At 58.4% G+C, this 21,766-nt stretch carries 15 protein-coding genes and 2 pseudogenes; 10 read left to right on the forward strand and 7 right to left on the reverse strand.

The window, feature by feature from the left end; translation table 11 throughout:
• Positions 1-117: 117 nt before the first annotated feature.
• A complete protein-coding gene (locus P3R82_RS08200; RefSeq protein ID WP_112436876.1) occupies positions 118-843 on the reverse strand; it encodes a sugar transferase in 726 nt (241 codons plus the stop codon).
• 319 nt (positions 844-1,162) lie between these two features.
• Between P3R82_RS08200 and P3R82_RS08205 the strand changes: the two genes are divergently transcribed.
• The 3 genes from P3R82_RS08205 to P3R82_RS08215 all read left to right on the forward strand — a co-directional run bounded on the left by P3R82_RS08205 (position 1,163) and on the right by P3R82_RS08215 (position 4,014).
• Positions 1,163-2,233, forward strand: coding sequence for a glycosyltransferase (locus P3R82_RS08205; protein ID WP_112436875.1), 1,071 nt, complete (start codon positions 1,163-1,165; stop codon positions 2,231-2,233).
• Between the two features lie 35 nt (positions 2,234-2,268).
• A complete protein-coding gene (locus P3R82_RS08210) occupies positions 2,269-3,612 on the forward strand; it encodes a polysaccharide biosynthesis/export family protein (protein ID WP_112436874.1) in 1,344 nt (447 codons plus the stop codon).
• 108 nt (positions 3,613-3,720) lie between these two features.
• Positions 3,721-4,014, forward strand: a complete 294-nt coding sequence (locus P3R82_RS08215) for a hypothetical protein (RefSeq protein WP_112436873.1) — start codon at positions 3,721-3,723, stop codon at positions 4,012-4,014.
• Positions 4,015-4,029: 15 nt separating this feature from the next.
• On the opposite strand, the gene P3R82_RS08220 is transcribed toward P3R82_RS08215, so the two are convergent.
• From P3R82_RS08220 to P3R82_RS08230, 3 genes are all read right to left on the reverse strand, one after another.
• A complete protein-coding gene (locus tag P3R82_RS08220; RefSeq protein ID WP_112436872.1) occupies positions 4,030-5,049 on the reverse strand; it encodes an NAD-dependent epimerase/dehydratase family protein in 1,020 nt (339 codons plus the stop codon).
• The gene (locus P3R82_RS08225; RefSeq protein WP_112436871.1) at positions 5,039-6,673 is read right to left on the reverse strand and encodes a GMC family oxidoreductase; all 1,635 of its coding nucleotides are present in this window, start codon (positions 6,671-6,673) and stop codon (positions 5,039-5,041) included. The genes P3R82_RS08220 and P3R82_RS08225 overlap by 11 nt, the downstream gene beginning before the upstream one ends.
• Positions 6,674-6,788: 115 nt before the next feature.
• Positions 6,789-8,462: a hypothetical protein gene (locus P3R82_RS08230; RefSeq protein WP_349294049.1), complete on the reverse strand. Its 1,674-nt coding sequence runs from the start codon at positions 8,460-8,462 to the stop codon at positions 6,789-6,791.
• Positions 8,463-9,050: 588 nt separating this feature from the next.
• Between P3R82_RS08230 and P3R82_RS08235 the strand changes: the two genes are divergently transcribed.
• The 3 genes and pseudogenes from P3R82_RS08235 (at position 9,051) to P3R82_RS08245 (ending at position 13,341) form a co-directional block, all read left to right on the forward strand.
• Positions 9,051-10,475 (forward strand): phosphomannomutase, encoded by a 1,425-nt coding sequence (locus P3R82_RS08235; protein ID WP_283193667.1) that lies wholly within the window; start codon positions 9,051-9,053, stop codon positions 10,473-10,475.
• 35 nt (positions 10,476-10,510) lie between these two features.
• Positions 10,511-11,939: pseudogene (locus tag P3R82_RS08240) on the forward strand (mannose-1-phosphate guanylyltransferase/mannose-6-phosphate isomerase).
• A 280-nt stretch (positions 11,940-12,219) separates the two neighbouring features.
• Entirely contained in the window at positions 12,220-13,341 is a 1,122-nt protein-coding gene (locus P3R82_RS08245) for an acyltransferase (protein WP_112437119.1), read from the forward strand.
• Between the two features lie 39 nt (positions 13,342-13,380).
• Here the strand turns inward: P3R82_RS08245 and galE are convergent.
• Positions 13,381-14,363, reverse strand: a pseudogene (gene galE / locus P3R82_RS08250) (UDP-glucose 4-epimerase GalE).
• A 131-nt stretch (positions 14,364-14,494) separates the two neighbouring features.
• Positions 14,495-14,803: a hypothetical protein gene (locus P3R82_RS08255; protein WP_283193668.1), complete on the reverse strand. Its 309-nt coding sequence runs from the start codon at positions 14,801-14,803 to the stop codon at positions 14,495-14,497.
• A 777-nt stretch (positions 14,804-15,580) separates the two neighbouring features.
• Between P3R82_RS08255 and P3R82_RS08260 the strand changes: the two genes are divergently transcribed.
• Both P3R82_RS08260 and P3R82_RS08265 read left to right on the forward strand, forming a co-directional pair.
• On the forward strand, positions 15,581-15,808 hold the full coding sequence (locus P3R82_RS08260; protein ID WP_112437121.1) for a hypothetical protein: 228 nt from the start codon (positions 15,581-15,583) through the stop codon (positions 15,806-15,808).
• Positions 15,763-16,137, forward strand: a complete 375-nt coding sequence (locus P3R82_RS08265) for a hypothetical protein (RefSeq protein ID WP_162718220.1) — start codon at positions 15,763-15,765, stop codon at positions 16,135-16,137. The genes P3R82_RS08260 and P3R82_RS08265 overlap by 46 nt, the downstream gene beginning before the upstream one ends.
• 109 nt (positions 16,138-16,246) lie before the next feature.
• Here P3R82_RS08265 and P3R82_RS08270 read toward each other — a convergent pair whose 3' ends face one another.
• The gene (locus P3R82_RS08270) at positions 16,247-17,953 is read right to left on the reverse strand and encodes an adenylate/guanylate cyclase domain-containing protein (RefSeq protein ID WP_113177601.1); all 1,707 of its coding nucleotides are present in this window, start codon (positions 17,951-17,953) and stop codon (positions 16,247-16,249) included.
• Positions 17,954-18,665: 712 nt separating this feature from the next.
• Between P3R82_RS08270 and P3R82_RS08275 the strand changes: the two genes are divergently transcribed.
• Together P3R82_RS08275 and P3R82_RS08280 are read left to right on the forward strand one after the other, a co-directional pair.
• A complete protein-coding gene (locus tag P3R82_RS08275; RefSeq protein ID WP_112437136.1) occupies positions 18,666-20,240 on the forward strand; it encodes a Re/Si-specific NAD(P)(+) transhydrogenase subunit alpha in 1,575 nt (524 codons plus the stop codon).
• A gap of 30 nt (positions 20,241-20,270) precedes the next feature.
• Complete coding sequence (locus P3R82_RS08280) at positions 20,271-21,704, forward strand: NAD(P)(+) transhydrogenase (Re/Si-specific) subunit beta (RefSeq protein ID WP_112437124.1); 1,434 nt, start codon at positions 20,271-20,273, stop codon at positions 21,702-21,704.
• The last annotated feature ends 62 nt before the right edge of the window (positions 21,705-21,766 follow it).

The raw sequence follows: 21,766 nt of genomic DNA on the forward strand, positions 1-21,766 counted from the left end.
CAATCTCCCGGCGACCATCAATCCGCGTCTTGACCACGCAGCTTGACGCACGTGCCGTGAAGCACGTTGCAACAACAATCACGAAGGTGGAAAGGCGCGGTGCCGCGCCGTGTAATGTCAGTAGCTGCCGCGCGAGCGAAGGACCGCCGGAACGGTTTTCAGCATGATTGTCAGATCGCCCAGAACCGTCTGTTCCGCGACGTAGCGCACGTCGAGCTGTACGCGTTCGCTGTAACTGGTGTCACTGCGCCCGCTGACCTGCCACAGACCCGTTACACCCGGACGAACCTGGATGTAATCAGCATAATGAATGCCATAGAGTTCAGCTTCGCCGGCAACGATCGGCCTTGGTCCGACCAGGCTCATCTGACCGCGTATGACGTTCAGAAGCTGGGGAATTTCGTCAATGCTGCTTTTACGCATAAGCGCACCTAGCGGTGTGACGCGAGGATCGTCTCGCAGCTTGCGCGTCGCGTTCCATTCCGCGTTGAGCGAAGGGTTTGCCGCCAAGTGCCGATGGAGAACCTCGTCTGCATTCTTCACCATTGTCCTGAACTTCAGGCAGGGAAACATGATGCCGTGCCGGCCGATGCGCCTATGCGCAATAAAGATGGGCTGCCCCTGCAAGACGAGAAGTACCACGACCAACATCGCAATCATCGGCGCCAAGACGACGAGGCCTACGACTGCGATTGTCGCATCGATGCCATATTTGATGCCATCGAGAATGGCGGAACGTTTTCCGCTTTCAAAAAGATCGGACCGTCGGGATGTCGTCCTGCGAGCGGGCCGCGGCGCCTTGTTGAACCGGCCGAAGTTCCGACTGAGATCAATTTCACTCATCTGCGTACTCCCTTGCAATAGTTCGGAATGTGGGCACGTGCAGACAATGCCTTGTGGCATGCAGAAGAAAGTTAACAAGTATTAAACGGTTTGACAATAAAATTATTGCGCTGCACTATGTAACGGTGCAATGCGGGAAATAACGTCACTAACTGTTCATAAAACTGTTTTTCGTGCCTAATATAAATGCCGAACGTCTAATTATTGATCGATATTTCGGCAAGAACTACACCCGCAATGCAAGCCACGATGTTTTCGATCGATGTATCTCGGGGAGCTTGGCGTGCGCGTAGCAATTATTCACTACTGGTTGGTCGGAATGCGCGGTGGCGAGAAGGTTATCGAAGCCTTGTGCGATATCTTTCCCACAGCTGACATATTCACGCACGTGTGCGATTTGTCCGCGATTTCCGACAAGATTAAGCGGCACAAGATCCAGACGACCTTCATCGGCGGTCTCCCCTATGCGAAGCGGATGTACAAGCGTTATCTTCCGCTGATGCCGATGGCGCTCGAGCAAATCGACCTTTCTCCGTACGATCTCGTTATCAGCAGCGAGTCGGGACCGGCCAAGGGCATTATACCGACCTCGCCTGCGCTTCACCTGTGCTACTGCCACTCCCCGATGCGTTACATCTGGAACATGTACAACAGGTACTACGAGAGCTCCGGGTTGATGACGCGAATGATGATGCCTCCCATGGCGCACTATTTGAGAACATGGGACGTCGCAACGGCCAACCGCGTGGACGGTTTCGTCGCCAACTCGACAACCGTCGCTCAAAGGATCAAGAGCTATTACCGACGCGAGGCCGATGTCATTCATCCTCCCGTCGACACAGCGGCCTTCAGGCCGGTGGCGAGCCGTGAGGTCGAGGACTACTATCTGATGGTCGGCGAACTTGTTAGCTACAAGCGGCCGGACCTTGCAGTCGAGGCGTTCAATCGGATGAAGGCAAAGCTGGTCGTCATTGGCGGCGGCGAAATGCTCGATCACCTCAAGAAGATTGCCGGGCCAACGGTCACCGTTCTTGGCGCGCAGCCTTTCGATTCTCTCAGACATCACTACGCGCACTGCAAGGGGCTGATTTTCCCGGGCGAGGAAGACTTCGGCATCGTACCGGTAGAGGCGATGGCAAGCGGCCGGCCTGTGATCGCCTTTGGTAGAGGGGGTGCAACCGAAACCGTCGTAAACAACAAGACGGGCGTTTTTTTCGAGACCCAAACGACCGATGCCCTCATCGACGCGGTCGAACGGATGGAGCGGCTGGATTTCAATCCCGCAGATGCCGTGTCGCGCGCAGCCGATTTTCGAAGGGACGTCTTTGTGGATCGCTTTCGAGGCTATGTTGCACAAGCCACAGGCGTGAAGCTGGCTGTGTCGGCCTGAGCCCAGACCGGACCGTTGTCAAATAGGAGTATACGATGCCGCTTTCTGCCCTCCCCCGAGTCCTCGTAAGAGGATGCGGCTTTCTTGATCTCCGTTTGATCAGACGCGCCATCAATGCTGGTGTTTGCATCATCGCGTTGACCGCCACAGCTGCAAGCGCAACAATAGCCCATGCCGCAGAGGAATACGTTCCAGGACCGCAGGACACGCTGAAAATCCGCGTCTACGAGTGGCGGCCCAGTACCATGACAGCATTCGAGTGGGCTCCCCTATCCGGCGACTTCGTCGTCTCTTCCGCCGGCAACCTCTCGCTGCCGATCATCGGAAATGTATCGGTGGCCGGCAAGACGCTTGAGCAGATCTCCGAGACCATCGGACAGCGTCTGCAGACGGAAGTCGGTCTGCAAAAGCGACCAAGCGCTTCTGTGGAGATCTCGTCCTATCGTCCCCTCTTTGTCACGGGGCTCGTGGCCAATCCTGGTAAATACAACTTCAGTCCAGGCCTTACCGTCGTTCAGGCACTAAGCATGGCCGGCGGAATAGGGTCGACGGATGCCAACATAATTGGTCTGCAACGGGACGCATTGTCCAGCCAAGGCCAGGTGCGGGCACTGGAAGCAGAGCGGCTCGGGCTCCTTGCGCGGCAGGCACGTGTCGATGCGGTCTTGAGCGGAGCGTCGTCGGTCTCATTCCCACAGGAGTTGATCTCAAGAGGCAGCGAGCCTCGATTTGCCAAGATGATGGACGAAGAGCGGTCGTTGTTTGCGACGCGTGAGCAATCGATGAGGACGGAGATTGACGCTCTCGGCCGCGCCAAGGTTCTCGCCAACAACCAGATCGCGGCACTGAAGGAAAAAACAGTAGCTCTGGCCAAGCAGATTGATCTGGCAAGCAAGGATCTGTCCTCGGTCAACAAGCTGATATCCCAGGGTTTGACAATTTCCGCCCGCCAACTGGGCGCGAACCAGACGGTGGCCGAACTAGAGAGCCGAAATCTCGACGTTTCGCTGGCGATCTTGAAAACCGAGCAGGATCTCGCCAAAGGTGACCAGGATATCGCCGATGTACGAAACCGCTATCGTGTCAGCGCGCTAAGCGAGGCGGCGGAATTGCGTGACCGATTTGCCTCCAACGCTGAAAGGCTTCGGACGGAACGAGACCAATTGAGAAATCTTGAAGTTCGCGCACCGTCGGCAATAGCCTCTCTTGCTGACGAGCAGAACCCCTTTGCATACCTGATGACGGTCAATCGGGTCGTAAACGGCAGCATGGAAACACTCGTCGTCGACGATAACGACCCGGTCACTCCCGGCGACATGATCAAGGTAGAGCGGCGCGAAAAGACTGCCGCCGCGCCGGCTGATATCAGCAGCAATTAAGCTGTTGCCGTTGTCACACGACGGGTCATAATTTGCACTTGCCTCGACATCCCATATGCGGAATTATATCTGCCTGCGGTTCCACGGATTGGGAGTCAGGAGCGACCTATGGGCTGGGCACTTGTTATCTCGCTGCTGATCGGCGCGATCTGTGCCTTGCGCGTGCCTGTGCTTGTGTTCGCACTGTTGGTCATAGCCGTTTTGGTGATCTACGCCGTCGTCAGCTACAGTAGTGGAAGCACACTGTGGCACGCGGTCCTGTGGGGAGGCGCCTTCGCGGTTATGCTAGAGGCTGGATACGTTTTGACCCACGTCCTTCTTCACGCCTTCTATACCCGTCGGGTCGATAACGATGAGAAACGCACCCCGCAAGGCGCGAATCCCAAATACCCCGCTGACTAATCAAAAGGCCTGGGACTAGACCGTGTTGTTTTGCGGAACCGCTTTCGTCTGGGCGCCCGCCTTTGCCTGATCGGCCAGTCGGGAAAGGGCGAGTTCTTCCGCCTGGGCCATGCCGAACTTCAATCGGTATCCGGCATCCCGCAGCCGCCGGCTGGAAAACCGCATGCGCCATAGCGGGTTCCTCAACGGGAGCGTTCTGAAGCGAAGGAAGTCGTGCAACCAGTCGACAGCTGAGGGCGCACTCACGACGCGGTAATGCGGGTCCCCACTTGCCCTGAACGCCTTACGCATAAAGTCGATATGGCGTGGTTGTGGCCGATCGTCTTCCGCAAGGTTGAAGATCTCGACGTCGCCTGGGGTTCCCCGGCCAGCCAATGCCTGTTCGACAGACCAGATGAGTGCGTCGGAGACATCCCACACGTATATGTGATGGGCATGTCGATGTGACGCAAGCATCCGCTTTACCAAGCTCCAGTCGCGTATGCCGATGATCTGGTCCAAATCCACGACGACAGCTGGCCTGAAGATTATGCATCTCATCTGGTCGGCAACGCGTGAAATGGCTCGTTCGCCTGCAAGCTTCGTGCGTCCGTATTCCCGCACGTAGTCGAGCGCCCAATACTCCGAAGCGTTATCCTCATCAATCGACAGCACCGGCGAAGCTTCGGAGATCTCGATCGAGCGTCCGGAACCATAGACGGAAACTGAACTCGTGTAGCAAAACGCCCCAACCCGCGCGTCCTGCGCCGCCTTCGCGAGCCGCTCGGTCGCATCTTCATTGAGCGCCCGCATCCGGCTCTTCTTGCCGATTTCTGCAGCCAGATGGATAACCGCATCGCAACCATCCACCAGCGGAAGTAGATCGTCGTTGCGGGCCAAGTCGGCTTGACGCCATTCGAGCCGCTGAACGCCTTCTGATGGCGGCGACTTTGAAGTAACCGCCCTAACGTGATATCCACGCTGTAGCAGATCGGAAACGACGACCCGGCCGATCCGACCGGTGGCGCCTGTGACGAGCACGATTTTATCCGACACGGGCCATCATCTCCAAAACCAGCGGACGTTGGGCTTTTTCCCTTACATGATCGGCCAGGCGAATAGCCATCGCGACAATCATCTGCGTCGGGTTGCAGTGCCCGGCGGTGGGAAAGACGGAGCTACCGGATACATAAAGTCCCTCGACCCCATGAACCTGGCAATCAACATCGACGACACCGTTCGCCGGATCGCTTGACATGCGTGTCGTGCCGGTTGGATGAGCAACATCGACGAAACTTGTGGGAATGGGTGCCTTATCGCGTACCCAATCGGCAAGCGCTGCAGTAGGAAAATTCAGACGGGAGAATTCGCTGGCGACCAGTTCAGCCATCCGGTGCATCGTCCGCGCCTCGGCCGGATGGCTGCGCCAGTCGATTTTGGGAAGCGGCATGCCATGACGATCGCGACGGTCCGAGAGCGTTACCCTGCTGTCTGCATCGGGCATCTGCTCGCACATGCATTCGAGAGTGAGTTCTCGCAACTTGCGTGGCAACCCATTGCGCGCGACAAAATAGTCGACCGCGCCGCGCACCATAAGTGGAATATTGCGCGCCACGTCGACGAGGTCGTCAGGCAACTTCGGCTTTCGGGCGGCCAAGCGCCGCATCGCGTCCCATGGATCGTCCGGCGCCAAGGTCTCGCCGAGCCAGGCCGCGCAGTTAAGCAGGCGCTCCTCGCGCTGAACCGCAGGGCTAAGCCTAAGGCCCGCCCGGAAAAATCGACCTTGAACGTTGTAACGTCCGAACCTGCGCTGCAGGGCAGCGGAACCTGGCACGGAAATGAACGCTGCCGGGCCGCGCAGATGATCCATGAGATAGCGGCCAACCTGGTCGCGATCGTTGCCAAGTGCCGGACGACCGGGCTCATGTGAGTTAAGCAGAAGACGAGCATTTTCGATGCCGCCGGCACACAGAACCACGGAACCTGCCGCAAGCGTATGCGTACGTCCGTCACCAGTCGCAAACTCCAGCCCGCCGACCTTATTGCGCGTGTCATCGACCAATAGGCGCAAAGCGGTTGCTCCAATGACAGTTGTGACATTGGAACCAAGCCGCTTGGCGATATGGCGACCAAACCGCATGTATTCAAACGGGTAGCTTTCCGCATCATCTCTGCTGAACTGCCAGAAGAATGGCAACAGCAGGTTGGCACGAAATTCTTCCTTCGGTGCTGGTCGTCCCGAAATTCCCCAAAAGCGATCATTGCTGTATCCGGTGCCGACTGCGAGTCCGAGATGAACAGCGCTGCGTTCCAAATAGGGGTCCAGCTCCTTCATGGCGATCGGCCATCCGGAATGATCAACCCACTCTCGATGTTCGAAATCGATAGCGTCAAACGGGCCGCATCGCCCCCCCCACGTGTGCGAGCTCCCGCCAAGAATTCTATTTCTGACGGACCACTGGTCGCTCGCACGCGGCCGGCCGACATTGTCGATGTCGTTTAGTGCATCATTTTCCGCCTGTCGTGTTGTGCCGCCACTCTCGAGAAGGACAATGCTTAGCCCTGACCCCGATAGCTCTCGCGCCAACGTGGCGCCAGCCGGCCCTGATCCGACAATGCACACGTCGCATCGAAGCAATGGTACGATGCTGTTGCCTGGCTGAAGATCGATCACTGGCATTGTCAGTCCCCCGCGGGTCGTTGCCGCGACGCCGTGCAAGGCGTCTCGGAAATGCACTGTCCTCGTCCTAACGACGCATTCTGGTTATTCGTATGAGATAACTTGGCTGATACACCTAGCTCGTCCCCCACCGGGTGGAGAGCCTGTTCTGCTCGCTTAGCTGGAGAAACGGTGCGGGCGCATCGGCAGTGGATGTCGGTCGGGATGCGGCCAGACCCGCTAGAATGAAAAATAGAAGACCAAGATCGACGGTCGGCCCAACGATGAACGATCCAGTAAGCAAACAAAGGCATCCATTGCGTGCCGAAAGCTGAACATCGGCGGTGAAGCTTCTAGCCATTGCACCCGAAGGGCCAAGCGCCGTTGCGATGAACAGCAGGTAGAATACTGCTCCCGGGATGCCTACGTTCGACAACACTGCTACCAGGAAGCTCGAGGTTCGCGCCGTTCCAAGCCCCACACCAATGCCATATGTATCGAAGAAATTCTGCATTCCGTGCGTGTTCCACGCACCGCGCTCCATACCTGAAGCCGAGGTCGATTTGCTTAAGATAGCCATGTCGATATAGTCGTAGATCGAGTTGAATATATCGGTCTGCAGCACAACAGCGAGGCCGACAGCGACGGCGACCAACGGCGCAAAGATGACCACCGCGCTACTGTTGGCGCTCCCATGCGAAGTCCCACTTCGGATCACAGCCGTCACATAGAAAATGGCAAGGCAGACGGGTGCGGCGACAAGCCCACCGGATGAGGTCGACAATATAATCAGCGCAAAAGACGTCAGGGCAAGTGCCCCTGTCCACCTGGAGGATCGCCCACATAGCCACAGCGTGGACGTAAAGCCGAACGCGCCGAGCGTCGTGCCGGCAAACGCGGAAGCTTCTGGCCAAGAGCCAACGATACGCTTCATTCCGTTGATTTTGTCATTGTCATGAAAGACATACTGCGCATTGCGCATAAACTGCAGCATGTCTTGGGCACCGATTGCCCCGGTGACAACGTCGAGCGCCGCGAACACGATGTTGAGAGCCGTGTAGGCTATGAGGCCGCTGATTATGGCCCGAAACCCCTGGGTCGTTGAACCGATCGCCGTCACCAGCAGGAAGCAAGCGAGGTCTGCGATCAGATAAACGGTTTGGGTCAGGTTGCTGGAGACTGGAGCGAGTGACACAACGCCGCTGGTCAGCGGCCGGTCGGCCACACCCAAGGGAACGATCATCGTTGCATCCGCAAACAGGCGCGGAAGAAAGTACGCCGAAAGGCCTCCATAAAGAACCAGGCATCCCAACCAAAATCCTGGGCGACCGAAATGCAACCCATCCGCCAGCGGCGTGGTTTTCTGGGTGCCGCGGAAGATCGAAAGAGCTACAAAAAGAAGAAACAGATGTGCGGGCTGAACGCTGGAAGAGCCGACCACGAAAGCGGCTGCGGCTCCAAGCAGCGTCAACGCAACAAAAACCTTCATCGTCGCAGCCTGATCGAGCGACAGGCAATACAGTCCGAGAGTGACCGTAAAAATACCGATCGGCTCGAAACTCATGGCAAAACGCCCTCGTCCCGGCGCTTCGTCGTCAAATCGCAGCAGTGCATTCCGCGGAGAATGAGATCGACAGAAGAAAGCAACCCAAGGTGGATAACGCTTATGGGCGAGCGTCCCGTGAACGAACTCTTCATCGACATGGTCATTACTCCCGCCGCTGCGCACCGGATTAAGGCTAAATACTACGCTGCGTCGCACAATAGGACGGATTCTAAGATCTGCAAAGAGGATATTGCATTGCGACACTATCTGGCACTTGAGACAAAATATCTAACCAAAATTCCCTCGGCCCATCAGTCTACTAGGCGATCTTGTCGCTAGGAAAGATGACTCACGCATTAAAATGTTGATTATTATAGATTAAATATAAGAAGATGAATATGCGACGTCGGCCTAATCTGGGCCTCAGAATGTTGCGGCGCGTCAAATATTCGTCGCGAGACCGGTGAATTTCCGCCTTGGACTAGGTGACACTTCTCCAATTGTGTTGCATTGTTTGATTAACCATGAGAAATATTGCCAATGACTGGAAATAAAATGACGCGCTTTATCCAGTTAATGCGAGCACCAGGTATCTACTTCAGGATATTCGGCGCTACTTTTGGATTCTCTATAATCGCATATCTGCATTACAGGTCCGTGACTTTGACGTTATACTACAGCGTTATTTGCATGTTTCTTATGCAGGTTGGCTACATTGGAGGCGTTCTGTTCCTTATCTGGCGGGAGGGGGTTCGTCAGAAGATCCACTAGGGGTTGTTTCGAGTTCGTGTGTCATGCCCGGGATTGGAGGACCCGGACATGGGCGCACACATTACAGGGTCTATGTGTGTGATGAAATTTGGGACAAGCGGGCTTCGAGGCCTTTCCGAGGATCTGAAGGGCCGGGCATCGGCACTCTATGCGACGGCGTTTGGCCGCTATCTTCTCGAAAGCGGCCGGGCGAAGGCGGGAGACCCGATCCTTGTCGGTCGCGACTTCCGCGATTCCAGCCCTCAGATATCAGCCGATTGCATCAAGGCGCTCGGCAGGCTCGGCTTTGCGATGATCGATTGCGGCACGATCCCGACGCCGGCGCTGGCGCTTTACGGCCTGCATCTCGGCGCCGCCTCGCTGATGATCACCGGCTCCCACATCCCAGCCGATCGCAACGGCATCAAATTCTATCGGCCGGATGGTGAGATCGACAAGGCTGACGAGGCCGCGATCACGGCGGCCGCCGCAGACCTTGATCGCACGGGTTTCGAATGGCCGCTGGGTGACCGGCAGGCCGAGGATCAGTCGGTCGAGTGTCTCGCTCTCTTCACGAAACGCAACGCCAGCCTGCTACCCGCCAATGCGCTCGCGGGCCTAAAAGTCGGCGTCTACCAGCACAGCACCGTCGCCCGCGATCTCATGGTCGACCTGCTCCAGCACTTCGGCGGAGAGGTCAAGGCGTTCGCGCGCTCCGAACACTTCATTCCCGTCGATACCGAAGCCGTCTCGGAAGAGACCATTGCACTGCTGAAACAGGCGGCACGCGATCATGGCCTCGACGCCATCGTTTCTGCCGATGGCGATGGCGACCGGCCGCTGGTGTCAGATGAGACAGGCACCCCGCTGCGCGGTGACCTCCTTGGCCTGATCGCCGCCAACTTCCTCGGCGCGGACGCCGTGGTGACACCGGTGACCTCCAACTCCGGCATCGAGGCATCAGGCTCGTTCAGCGTCATCCGCACCCGCGTCGGATCGCCCTTCGTGATATCGGGCATGCAGGAGGCGCTGGCATCGGGCAAGACCGGCGTCGTCGGCTTCGAGGCCAATGGCGGCACGTTGGTGGCGAGCGATTTCAATCTCAACGGCACGACGCTTCTGGCCCTGCCGACCCGCGATTGCTTCCTGCCTGTTCTGGCGACGCTGGCGCAGGCGGCGGCAAACAAGCGCCCGCTGTCTTCAATCGCATCCGGCTACGCACTCCTCTTCGCCGCAGCCGACCGACTTGAGAACTTCCCGGTCGAGACCAGCGCGAAACTGATGGCGCATCTGCGCGCGAGCCCGGCCAATCTCTCCGACTTCCTGCAGCCGATTGGAGAAGTCGACAGCACCAGCGACATCGACGGCCTGCGGGTGACACTTGCCGACAAGCGCATCATCCACTTCCGCCCATCGGGCAATGCGCCGGAGATGCGCTGCTATGTGGAAGCGGAAACGGAGAGCGCTGCCACCGACCTTCTTGCCGCCGGTCTCAAGCGCATCCGCGCCTGGGCGAGCGCAAACTGATCAACGATTAAAGACCATTTCGAGGACCAATGCAGATGACGCAGAAGATCGTTCCGGTAATCATGGCAGGCGGCAAGGGCACGCGCCTGTGGCCGCTGTCGCGCGCCGCCGCCCCCAAGCAGTTTATCCGCTTCATCGGCGATACCACCCTCTTTCAGGACACGTTGCTGCGCGTCTCCGACAAGGCGCTCTATGAACCGGCGATCGTCATCACCAACGAGGAATTCCGCTTCCTCGTCGCCGAACAGGCCCGCGAACTCGATCTGACGCTGTCGAGCATCCTTCTGGAGCCGATGGCCCGCAACACGGCCGCCGCCGTTGCCGCAGCCGGCGCGCTGGTGCGTGACCGCTTCGGCGAGAGCGCCATCATGCATGTGCTCGCCTCGGATCACGAGATCGATGCAGACCAAGTCTACTTCGACGCGGTGCGCGCCGCGATCGCCGCCGCATCCTCGGGCAAGCTCGTCACCTTCGGCATCAAGCCGACGGAACCCGCAACCGGCTATGGCTATATCGAAGGCGGCGAGGCGCTGCCGAGTGGCGCGCTGACGGTCAAGCGCTTCATCGAGAAGCCACCGCTCGCGAAAGCCGAGGAGATGCTGGCATCCGGCGGTTTCTACTGGAACTCCGGCATGTTCATGTTCCCGGTCGCCAAGCTGCTCAGCGAGATGACCACGTTTGCCCCCGATGTCCTCAAGGCCGCCGGCGAAGCCGTCATCAAGGGTATCAAGGATCTCGACTTCATCCGCCTCGACAAGGCGGTCTTCGCTGAAAGCCCCGATATCTCGATCGATTACGCGGTCATGGAGAAGACCAAGAACGCAGCCGTCGTTCCCTCGCCCTTCCAATGGTCTGATCTCGGCAGCTGGGACGCGATATGGAAGAGCGGCAATCCTGACGAAAAGGGCAATGTCGCCGCCGAAAACACCACCGTCGTCAACACCCGCAACTCGCTGGTCATGACCCACGGCGTGCATCTCGCGGTCAATGGCATGGACGACGTCGCCGTCATCGCCAGCGAGGATGCCGTCTATGTCGGCCACCTCAAGGACAGCCAGGACGTCGGCGCCACCGTCAAGATGCTGGCCTCCAGGCCGGCGACATCGAAGCTCACCGAGACGCACCCGACCTCCTACCGCCCCTGGGGCGGCTACACCTCGATCTTCAACGGCGACCGCTTCCAGGTGAAGCGCATCTTCGTCACCCCGGGCAAGAAGCTGTCGCTGCAGAAGCACCATCATCGCTCCGAGCACTGGATCGTCGTCAAGGGCACGGCGGAAGTGACGATCGGCGAGAACGTGCAGATGCTGCGCGAAAACGAGATCTGTCTACATACCCCTTGGCGAAGTCCACCGCCTCGCCAACCCGGGCAAGATCCTGCTCGAACTGATCGAAGTCCAGACCGGCTCCTATCTCGGCGAGGACGACATCATCCGTATCGTCGACGAGTTCGGCCGTAGATGACGACAAAGATTGACATCCAGAAACTTGGAGGCGCGCAAATGGGTAACAGCCTGACGGAACATTCATCCCAGACGAGGCAACAACCCGCCCTTGTCGGATTCAGTCGACTCCAGCGTGAAAGCCGGTTCTTTCAAGAAGATTTGGACTGCGGATCGGCTTGCGGCGGCGACAATGCCATCCCTGAATTTGAACCGTTACGACGGCTCAGAATTGGAAGGGTGGATTTTTGAGCGCTTGGCGGTGGCTCAAGCGCCGATCCTCATAGACCGGAGATCAACCGATGCAATCACTCATCAAAACGCAATGGCTCAGACTGCGTGGCGAAATCGAGCGAGGCGACTCGAAAGGACATCGATATGAAGGTTTGGACATACTAAGGGGCGTCGCCGCGCTCGCTGTCCTTTTCAAACACTTCCACTCTCGTCTCGATCTTCCCTATCTCGCTCCAAACGGCTACCTCGCGGTCGATTTCTTTTTTGTCCTCAGCGGCTTCGTCATCGCCAACGCATACGGGAAACAGCTCGAGGATGGAACGCTATCCACAGGCACCTTCTTTTGGAAGCGATGGATCAGGCTCATGCCGCTGATTGTCGTGGGTATGATGATTTCTGTGATCGCGCAGCTCGGGCGACCCGATCCCGATCAGACGCGGCATTTGAGCGATGTAGCAATTGCGCTAATCTTTGGTCTGAGCTTGATGCCGATCCTTCAGACGTCGTTTTTCAAGACGCCGACACTTGAGCAATCGGTATTCCCGCTGAACACACCGATGTGGTCCTTGTTCTTTGAGGTTTTCGCCAACATTGCTTTCGCGGTCTATACAAGGCTTCGACTGCCGCCGTGGTCTCTTCTCGTGATCGTTGTGGTAAGCGGTCTTTGGCTATTGATTGGGATCAGCAGTAGAGGTGACGTAAACTTTGGTTTCAATACAAGTGGCTTTTGGTTCGGCTTTCCGCGGGTGATCTGGTCATTTTCCATCGGCATGCTGATCTATCGGTATCGTTCATTCGCCCCCAGGAACATGTTTTTCCCGGCGATGGTCGTCTTGGTCGCCATTCTCCTAACGCCCACGCTTGGCCTCTCCAGGGTGGCAGCCGATATGATCATCGTGATGATCATAATGCCCGCAATTGTCTTTGCATGCTTGAATGCGGATCTCGGCAGCCGCGCTCGGCTGTGCGCGACCTGGGGCGGTAACCTCTCCTACCCGCTGTATGCGCTCCACTATCCGATCGTCCAAGTCTTGGGCTACGTGGCAAAAGCGCAGAACTTGCCATGGATAATGCAGGCTGGTGTCGTGATCGGAGGAACGGCCTTCCTTGTTGGCCTGTCTGCGGTCGTCTACACCATGGTAGATGTTCCGCTGAGAAGACGCATATCGATGCTGGTGCGGCGCGCTTGAGCGCTTCTTCGATCGCTCTGGGAGCCGTGTCACAGCCAATCAGTGATGGTTGGATTTCGAATGCCAGTTCCAGGCCGAGCTGATGATCTGGGACAGATCATGCTGCGGCACCCAGCCGAGCACTTCGCGTGCCTTGTCGTTGTTGGCGACCAGCGTATGCGATCGCCTTCGCGGCGGCCGACATATTCGACGGGGAATGGCTTGGCGGAGACGTCTTCGATCGCGCCTAGCAGTTCCTTAACCGTCGTGCCGGTGCCGGTGCCGAGATTGAGCGCGACCGAGTCACCGCCGCGCAGCAGGTGCTCGACGGCGCGGACGTGTGCATCGGCAAGATCCAGCACGTGGATATAATCGCGCACGCAGGTTCCGTCGCGGGTCTCATAGTCGCTGCCGAACACCTTGAAGCCGTCGCGCCGTCCGAGTGCTGCGTCGATCGCGAGCGGGATGGCGTGGGTTTCCGGCTGATGCCACTCGCCGATACGACCTTCGAAATCGGCGCCGGCGGCGTTGAAATAGCGCAGCACGACCGAGCGAAAGCCGGTGTACTTGTCGTAGTCGGCAAGCGCCTGCTCGACGATGTATTTCGTCTGGCCGTAGGGGTTGATCGGCACCTGGCGGTGGGTTTCATCCAGCGGCACGCTCTGCGGCAGGCCATAGGTCGCGCATGTGGAGGAGAAAACGAAAGCCTTGATGCCAGCTGCCTGGGCCGCTGCCAACAAGGTGAGCGTGCCGATGACGTTGTTTTCGTAGAAGGTGACCGGGTCTTTTACGGATTCACCCACCTCGATCAGGGCCGCGAAGTGCAGGATGGCTGCGGGCTTGTGCTTGGCCAGAACCTCGTCGAGGCGCGCGCGGTCCCTGATATCGCCTTCTTCTGCCGGACCCCATTTGACGAACTCGCGGTGCCCGTTGGAGAAGTTGTCGTAAACGACGGGCTTGAAGCCCTTGTTGGCGAGATCGAGACATGTGTGGGAGCCGATATAGCCTGCACCACCAACGACCAGAACTGTTTCACCTGACATGCACCACCTTCTACAGTGCCACCATCACAGGGTAATGGCCACGTTCTTCTCATCTGGCAAGGGTCATCCGGGTGCCATCATCTCGAAAGCAAGCGCAACAAAGGCCGCACTTAAACACTTACCGCCCATCCTCAGGCATTCATCAAGCGGTCTTGAGCGGCTAGCTTCGCGTAACGGGGAACGTTGACGTTCTCGAAGGCAGTAAAAAGAAACAGTTTCAACGCAGTGACCTCTATTTCCATCGCAGCCGCCTGTGCTGGATCAGAAGCAGTCCATTGCCGCACGGTTGAGATCGACCTGCTCAGCGCGCCTGGAGAGGTAAGGTTGGCTGCGTCAAACTTCCCGCTATCCGTTACATACCAAACGAACAGGCGGATCGCGACATAGGCTGGATTGTAGTAACCCTCCGCGCAAATATTTTCATGCTCCTTGCGCAGCATAGCGGATGTTTCGCGTTTTAGTCCACGCATGTCCAACCCGAGCTCGCAAAGCTTATCGGCGACACTTTCCGACTGAGTTTCAGGCCTAAGCCTTGCGAGTATGGGTCTCATTTCCATACGCACAGCGTAACGCGAGATTGGCGAGTTGAGAACGGTGCTTACATAAGCAATTTGGCTAATGTAGTGCAGCAAAAATACAGACCGCGATCTTCTATCCAGATCTCGCGGAATTCGCATCGGACATACCGATCAAGTAGGGTTGATGTCTCTCGAAACCCGCTGGCCCTTGAGGCGCTTTGTTCTATTGAACTTTCCTGGACCCTTGGTCGGTGTCAACCACGATCCCGTGCTTTAGGGCTTCGTCCACAATTTCCTCGATCGCTTGCCTTACGCGGTAAACTGCGATGTCAAATCCAGGGCCTCCCCCTAGGGGCAATGTCACCGGCGACAATAAGTGTTAAAATCAACTGTGCAATACTGGATTCGTCATGAATATCGCCCTCATGTAATCGTAGAGACTGGCGGCAATACTCTTATGCTGCAATGCACAATACCAGAATGCGCTTGCGAAATTGCAGTGGCGATGTCTCCGAGGTCAGACTGCGATCCGTTCAAGCGGCCCCACAGTCCTCACTCCCATCACTGTACCGGATATGCGGACTCCTCGCTGTTGACTTTCACCGAGAAATGACCCGGCATTGCCGGGGATGCAGACCTAAAACTTCGATCACCGAGCGTTAGCGCAATCCTATTTTCCGGGGCCTCGAGGAGACCAACATGGTCCCATTCGGCGGCTTCCTTCCCACGGTTGAAGTGGATGCATCGACCGAGGTGCTGGCAACCTTCATTTCGGACTTCCCGATCTTTCCGCCGGAAACGTCTTGGGTGCGAGAACCAAAATCAAACACTCCGGCCATCACCATCAAAACCACGTCCAACGGCGGCAAGCCGCGGCCGACTTGGACCGTTGCTATGGGCGTGACGCCAATCCCGACCTCGCGCTGATCATTGCCAACGCAGTGAATTACGCGATCGGCGACGAACGAAAGGTGGCGCTGTCGGGTACCCACGGTGTCATCATTGCTGAGCTCTACCGTCAGGGAGGCCGCAAGATCCTTCACCTGAACAACAGGATTCTGCTCTCGAACGTCCCAGGAAGACAATATGACCTCGTTCCGATCGGTCCGGTCACTGTCCGCCTTCGCATCGAGAAGGCGTCCGCGAAGATCGACCTGCGTGTTCGTGGGAAGGCCGTGGAAGGAAAGACCGACGGTAACTACGTGACCTTCGTTGTCGACGCCATCCCCCACCATGAAGTTGTCGTGGTGGACTGACGAGGCTAGCCAAGTGATGGGGGCGGTGTGCTCCCATCGCTACCCCAGTCGGTCGGCAGTGGCTTTGCTTGCTGAAATACGCGATCCCACCCCCGACGATCTGGTGCGTTCACCTCTCCGGCAAGCCAGCTTTCCGGAAGCCATCGACGAAGTGGTCCCGCACATATGTGTCGCGCAGCGGCTGGGAGTTTAACCAGTGGTCGATCGTGAAATGAGGGTGGGCGATCAGGAACAATTCCGCTTCTCGGTGCGCTTCCTCATGGTCGCCCAACTGCGCAAGCGTAGCGGCCAGGAATTTGCGTGAGTTGGTGCGATATGTCTCCTCCCTGCGGAGTGTGGCTTTCGCCGCCTGATAGTCGTGTGCGGCGTATTGCGCCTGTCCAAGATGGCAAAGGTACCAGCAGGCTGGATAGGGATTAAGCCGCAGGGCCTTTTCGATCTGCGCCAAGCCGGCGGCAACCTTGCCATCCAGCACGGACATGTCCGACATGGCAGCCCAGGTGTCGGCGTGGTTGGGGTCCAACTCCAGGGCCTTTGCGAAGGCTGTCTCGGATTCCTCCCATCGCCGCTCATAAGCCATGATGGTCCCCAGAATGTAACGGCAGTCGGCATCGTTGGGATCCATGTCGACCGCTTCCTGCGCCAGCGTCACTGCCATCGCCCGGTTTGGATCTTCCGGCTCGCCGAAATGAGTCCAGGCAAGCCAACGATTATATGCGAGCAGACCGAGCGCCTCGGCATATGATGGTTCGAGCTGAACCGCGCGCTGGAGCAACATGTAAGCCTCGCGCTCGGTTTGCGGCGACTCTTCCGTCAGGAGGCGGGCGCGGACACACAGATCGTATGCCTCGACGTTCTTCGGACGATTGCGTTGCGCCGGAGCGGTCAGCCGGCCGACGAGGGCTTCGACGATCTTGGCATTGACTTCGTCCTGCAGCTCGAAAACATCTTCGACCGTCCTGTCAAACCGGTCGGCCCACAGGTGCTTGCCGCCAAGCGCGTCGAACAATTGCGCGTTGATGCGCACACGCCCCATCGTGCGTCTGGCGCTTCCCTCAAGCACGTAGCGGACGCCGAGTTCCTGGGCGACCAGCCGTACGTCGACCGCTTTGCCCTTGTAAACATAGGCGGAATTGCGCGCGATAACGAACAGGCCGGCCGTACGGGACAGGTCGGTGATCAAGTCTTCCGTCAAGCCGTCGACAAAATGAGCGTCAGCATCATCTCCGCTCATATTGGTGAACGGCAATACGGCGATCGAGGGCCCTTCGGGGAGTTGCAATATGCTCTGCAGCGCATCCGGCCAATGCCACACGTGGACCGGGCGGGTCAGGTTCTTCAGGTAGCGTTCGCCGGCATCGAAGAACCGCTCGTTGATTTTGCCGACGATTTCGCCGTGGACGCCGGCTGAAATGCAGATGCCTCCCGATGCGGCCTGCGTCTGAAGGCGCGCGGCGACGTTTACGCCGTCGCCGAGGATGTCCGAGCCGTCGCCGATGACATCTCCCACATTGACGCCTATGCGCAAAGGCAGGCGGCGGTCTCCAACCAGTTCAACAGCGGCAGTGGCCCGCTGTATCTCCAACGCCGCGGCGACCGCGTCCAACGCGCTTGCGAATTCGATGAAAAATCCGTCGCCCATGACCTTGAAAATGCGACCGTTGTGGCGCATCGCGGCCGGTTCGATAGCGCCGGAACGGAGTACCCTGAGGTTCTCCACCGTCGCGACTTCATCAGCCTCCATCAGGCGAGAATATCCCACCACATCGGCAACGACGATGGCGGCAAGGCGCCGCTGAAGAGATAGATCCGTCATCTGAGGACAAGCCTAACGACTGAGCTCGCAGGTTATTGTTCAGCCGTATGTGAGTCAACAAGTCGTGAGAGGTGCAATGTCTACTGTCGGCATGAAGTCGCCATAGGGGCTCCCGCGCTTCCCATTGGCGCGTCCATGATCATTCATCCAAACATGCCGAATAAGCCTTCAGCTTTCGAAGCTCGGTCGATATGAATCGAGTGGATGTCAGTCGAGGTCACCGACCTATGGCAAGTAGAAAATGAGTTGCTGCAGCTTTGATAACAAATCGAAGAAGGGTCGCTTCCGGATCGCGCGACTGTGGTCCAGCCCGCTACGTCTTCTCCACCATGCGATGTCAAAGAGATCCCAGGCGGTCGTGTTCACGTCGGGACAGCTAAGTTGCTTCTTACCTTTGTCGGCGAAGGGCCGCCACGCGTGAAAGCCCCAGGTTACTGACTTCAATCTCGATGGGGCCCATTCGCTGCGGCCTTGGGATTGCAATTGTTTTTGAGTGAGATGCCACGCTCTCGCTATCTTTTGTCGCACCTGCATCCAGTGGCAATTAAAATTAAAATCGATTAGCAGATTCATGGAACGACAGAAATGCCCGGATTCGCGATTTCCAGTACTGGACAGGTATTGACGTCTTTGGTTGATCAGCCTCGGCCATAAACGCCGTGCAATGAATAAGCGCGACCCGGTCGCCGTTAGGGGTACAATAAACATGACATTGAAAATTGGAGCTCCGAAGGAGCTTTTAGCCGGCGAATCGCGCGTGGCGATGACACCGGAATCGGCGTCGCAACTGCAGAAGCTGGGTTATATCTGTCTGATCGAGGCTAGCGCCGGCTCTCTGGCCGGCTTTTCCGACAAAGCCTATCGCGCGGCAGGAGTGGAGGTTGTCGAAACAGCCGAGGCCCTGTTTGAACAAGCCGATATCATCGCCAAGGTGCGCCCTCCCGAACCGCGGGAACTGGAGCGCCTGCGTGCCGGTCAGACGCTGATTTCGTTCTTTTATCCGGGGCAAAACGCCACGCTGCTGGAGCAGGCCAAGGCAACCGGTGCCAACGTCATCGCCATGGACATGGTGCCGCGTATTTCTCGCGCGCAGAAGATGGACGCGCTTTCGTCGATGGCCAACATCGCCGGCTATCGTGCCGTCATCGAGGCAGGCAACAATTTCGGCCGCTTCTTCACCGGCCAGGTCACGGCCGCCGGCAAGGTTCCGCCGGCAAAGGTGCTGGTCATCGGCGCCGGTGTCGCCGGACTTGCCGCGATCGGCACGGCTACTTCGCTCGGCGCCATCACCTACGCCTTCGACGTTCGCCCAGAAGTGGCCGAGCAGATCGAAAGCATGGGGGCCGAATTCGTCTTCCTCGACTTCAAGGGCGACAGCCAAGACGGCGCAGCGACCGGCGGTTATGCAGCACCGTCCTCGCCGGAGTTCCGCGAAAAGCAGCTGGAAAAGTTCCGCGAACTGGCGCCCGAGATCGATATCGTCATCACCACTGCCCTGATCCCCGGCCGCGATGCGCCGAAGCTGTGGCTATCAGACATGGTGGCGCTGATGAAGCCGGGTTCGGTCATTATCGACCTTGCGGCGGAGCGTGGCGGCAACTGTGACCTGACGGTCGCCGACCAAAAGATCGTCTCCGACAACGGCGTGATCGTCATCGGCTACACGGATTTTCCGAGCCGCATGGCCGCGCAGGCATCGACGCTCTATTCGACCAATATCCGCCACATGATGACGGACCTGACGCCCGCCAAGGATGGCAAGCTCGTCCACAACATGGAAGACGACGTCATCCGTGGCGCAACCGTCGCCTTCGAGGGCGCGGTGACCTATCCACCACCGCCGCCGAAGATCCAGGCGATCGCCGCCCAGAAGCCAAGGGAAAAGACCAAGGAGCCGACGGCTGAGGAAAAGAAGGCCCGCGAGGCGGCCGCCTTCAAGGCGCAGACCAAGAGCCAGGGCTTCCTGCTTTTGATCGGCACCGCGCTGCTGCTCCTGGTCGGCGCTTATGCCCCGGCGAGCTTCATGAACCATTTCGTGGTCTTCATGCTCGCCTGCTTCATCGGTTTCCAGGTGATCTGGAACGTCTCGCACTCGCTGCATACGCCGCTGATGGCGGTGACCAACGCGATCTCGGGCATCGTCATTCTCGGCGCGCTGCTGCAGGTCGGTTCGGGCAACTGGCTGGTCGTCATCCTGGCCGCTCTGTCGGTTCTGGTCGCGACGATCAACATCGTGGGCGGTTTTCTTGTCACGCGGCGCATGCTCGCCATGTTCCAGAAGTCCTGATCGGGCCAGGGATATCAAGGGATTTTCAATATGACGATTGGTATCGTTTCGGCCGCCTATATCTCCGCGGCTGTGCTTTTCATCCTCTCGCTCGGCGGCCTGTCGGGCCAGGAAAGCGCCAAGCGCGCCGCTTGGTACGGCATTGTCGGCATGGCGCTCGCCATTGTCGCGACCATTTTCGGCCCCGGTGTCAGCAACTGGTTCATCATTCTTCCGATGATCCTGGCCGGCTCCATCGCCGGCTACTACGTGGCCAACCGCGTACAGATGACCGAGATGCCGCAGCTTGTGGCCGCGCTCCACTCCTTCGTCGGCCTCGCCGCCGTCTTCATCGGCTACAACGCCCACATCGAAGCATGGCGCGTTTCCGGCATCGATGAGGTAGCACGCGCAGCGCTCGATGGTTTCGCCGGCATTCTCGCGCACAAAACCCCGGTCGAGCTCGCGATCATGAAGGTCGAGGTCTTCCTCGGCGTCTTCATCGGTGCGATCACCTTCACCGGCTCGGTCGTTGCCTTCGGCAAGCTGGCCGGCAAGGTCGACGGCAAGGCCAGGAAGCTGCCGGGCGGGCATTTTCTCAATGCCGCCGCCGCGATCCTGTCGCTGATCCTGCTCCTGATGTACGCCAACGATGCTGGCGTCTGGACGCTCATCCTGATGACGCTGCTCGCCTTCTTCATCGGCTACCACCTGATCATGGGCATCGGCGGCGCCGACATGCCGGTCGTGGTGTCGATGCTGAACAGCTATTCCGGCTGGGCGGCCGCCGCCATCGGCTTCACGCTTGGCAACGATCTCCTAATCGTCACCGGCGCGCTGGTCGGCTCGTCCGGTGCGATCCTGTCGTACATCATGTGCAAGGCGATGAACCGCTCGTTCGTCTCGGTCATTCTCGGCGGCTTCGGCACGACGACCGGTCCTGCCATGGAAATCGAGGGCGAACAGGTCGCCATCGACGCCGAAGGCGTGGCGTCCGCGCTCAACGATGCCGATAGCGTCGTCATCGTGCCGGGCTACGGCATGGCGGTCGCGCAGGCGCAGCAGGCGGTGTCCGAGCTTACCCGCAAGCTGCGGGCCGGCGGCAAGACCGTGCGCTTCGCGATCCATCCGGTCGCAGGACGTCTGCCGGGCCACATGAACGTGCTGCTCGCCGAAGCCAAGGTGCCCTACGACATCGTGCTCGAAATGGACGAGATCAACGACGACTTCCCCGAGACCGATGTCGTCATCGTCATCGGCTCCAACGACATCGTCAATCCGGCCGCGCAGGAAGATCCGAACTCGCCGATCGCGGGCATGCCGGTTCTCGAAGTCTGGAAGGCCAAGCAGGTCTTCGTCTCCAAGCGTGGACAGGGCACCGGTTATTCCGGCATTGAGAACCCGCTCTTCTACAAGGACAACACACGGATGTTCTATGGGGACGCAAAGGCGAGCGTTGGAGCGCTGGTGCCTCTTCTCGCATAGTTAGGTGACGAGAGGCAGCCTACCGCGACTTCCAACACTGCGTGAATACACTATGCCGGGCG

Source organism: Rhizobium sp. AN80A (assembly GCF_030053015.1).
Taxonomy (GTDB): Bacteria; Pseudomonadota; Alphaproteobacteria; order Rhizobiales; family Rhizobiaceae; genus Rhizobium; species Rhizobium metallidurans.

Bases quoted from the DNA above. Each gene is read 5' to 3' on its own strand.
- P3R82_RS08200 (WP_112436876.1), bottom strand. From the start codon at position 843: ATGAGTGAAATTGATCTCAGTCGGAACTTCGGCCGGTTCAACAAGGCG.
- P3R82_RS08205 (WP_112436875.1), top strand. From the start codon at position 1,163: ATGCGCGGTGGCGAGAAGGTTATCGAAGCCTTGTGCGATATCTTTCCC.
- P3R82_RS08210 (WP_112436874.1), top strand. From the start codon at position 2,269: ATGCCGCTTTCTGCCCTCCCCCGAGTCCTCGTAAGAGGATGCGGCTTT.
- P3R82_RS08215 (WP_112436873.1), top strand. From the start codon at position 3,721: ATGGGCTGGGCACTTGTTATCTCGCTGCTGATCGGCGCGATCTGTGCC.
- P3R82_RS08225 (WP_112436871.1), bottom strand. From the start codon at position 6,673: ATGCCAGTGATCGATCTTCAGCCAGGCAACAGCATCGTACCATTGCTT.
- P3R82_RS08235 (WP_283193667.1), top strand. From the start codon at position 9,051: ATGAAATTTGGGACAAGCGGGCTTCGAGGCCTTTCCGAGGATCTGAAG.
- P3R82_RS08245 (WP_112437119.1), top strand. From the start codon at position 12,220: ATGCAATCACTCATCAAAACGCAATGGCTCAGACTGCGTGGCGAAATC.
- P3R82_RS08255 (WP_283193668.1), bottom strand. From the start codon at position 14,803: ATGCTGCGCAAGGAGCATGAAAATATTTGCGCGGAGGGTTACTACAAT.
- P3R82_RS08260 (WP_112437121.1), top strand. From the start codon at position 15,581: ATGGTCCCATTCGGCGGCTTCCTTCCCACGGTTGAAGTGGATGCATCG.
- P3R82_RS08270 (WP_113177601.1), bottom strand. From the start codon at position 17,953: ATGACGGATCTATCTCTTCAGCGGCGCCTTGCCGCCATCGTCGTTGCC.
- P3R82_RS08280 (WP_112437124.1), top strand. From the start codon at position 20,271: ATGACGATTGGTATCGTTTCGGCCGCCTATATCTCCGCGGCTGTGCTT.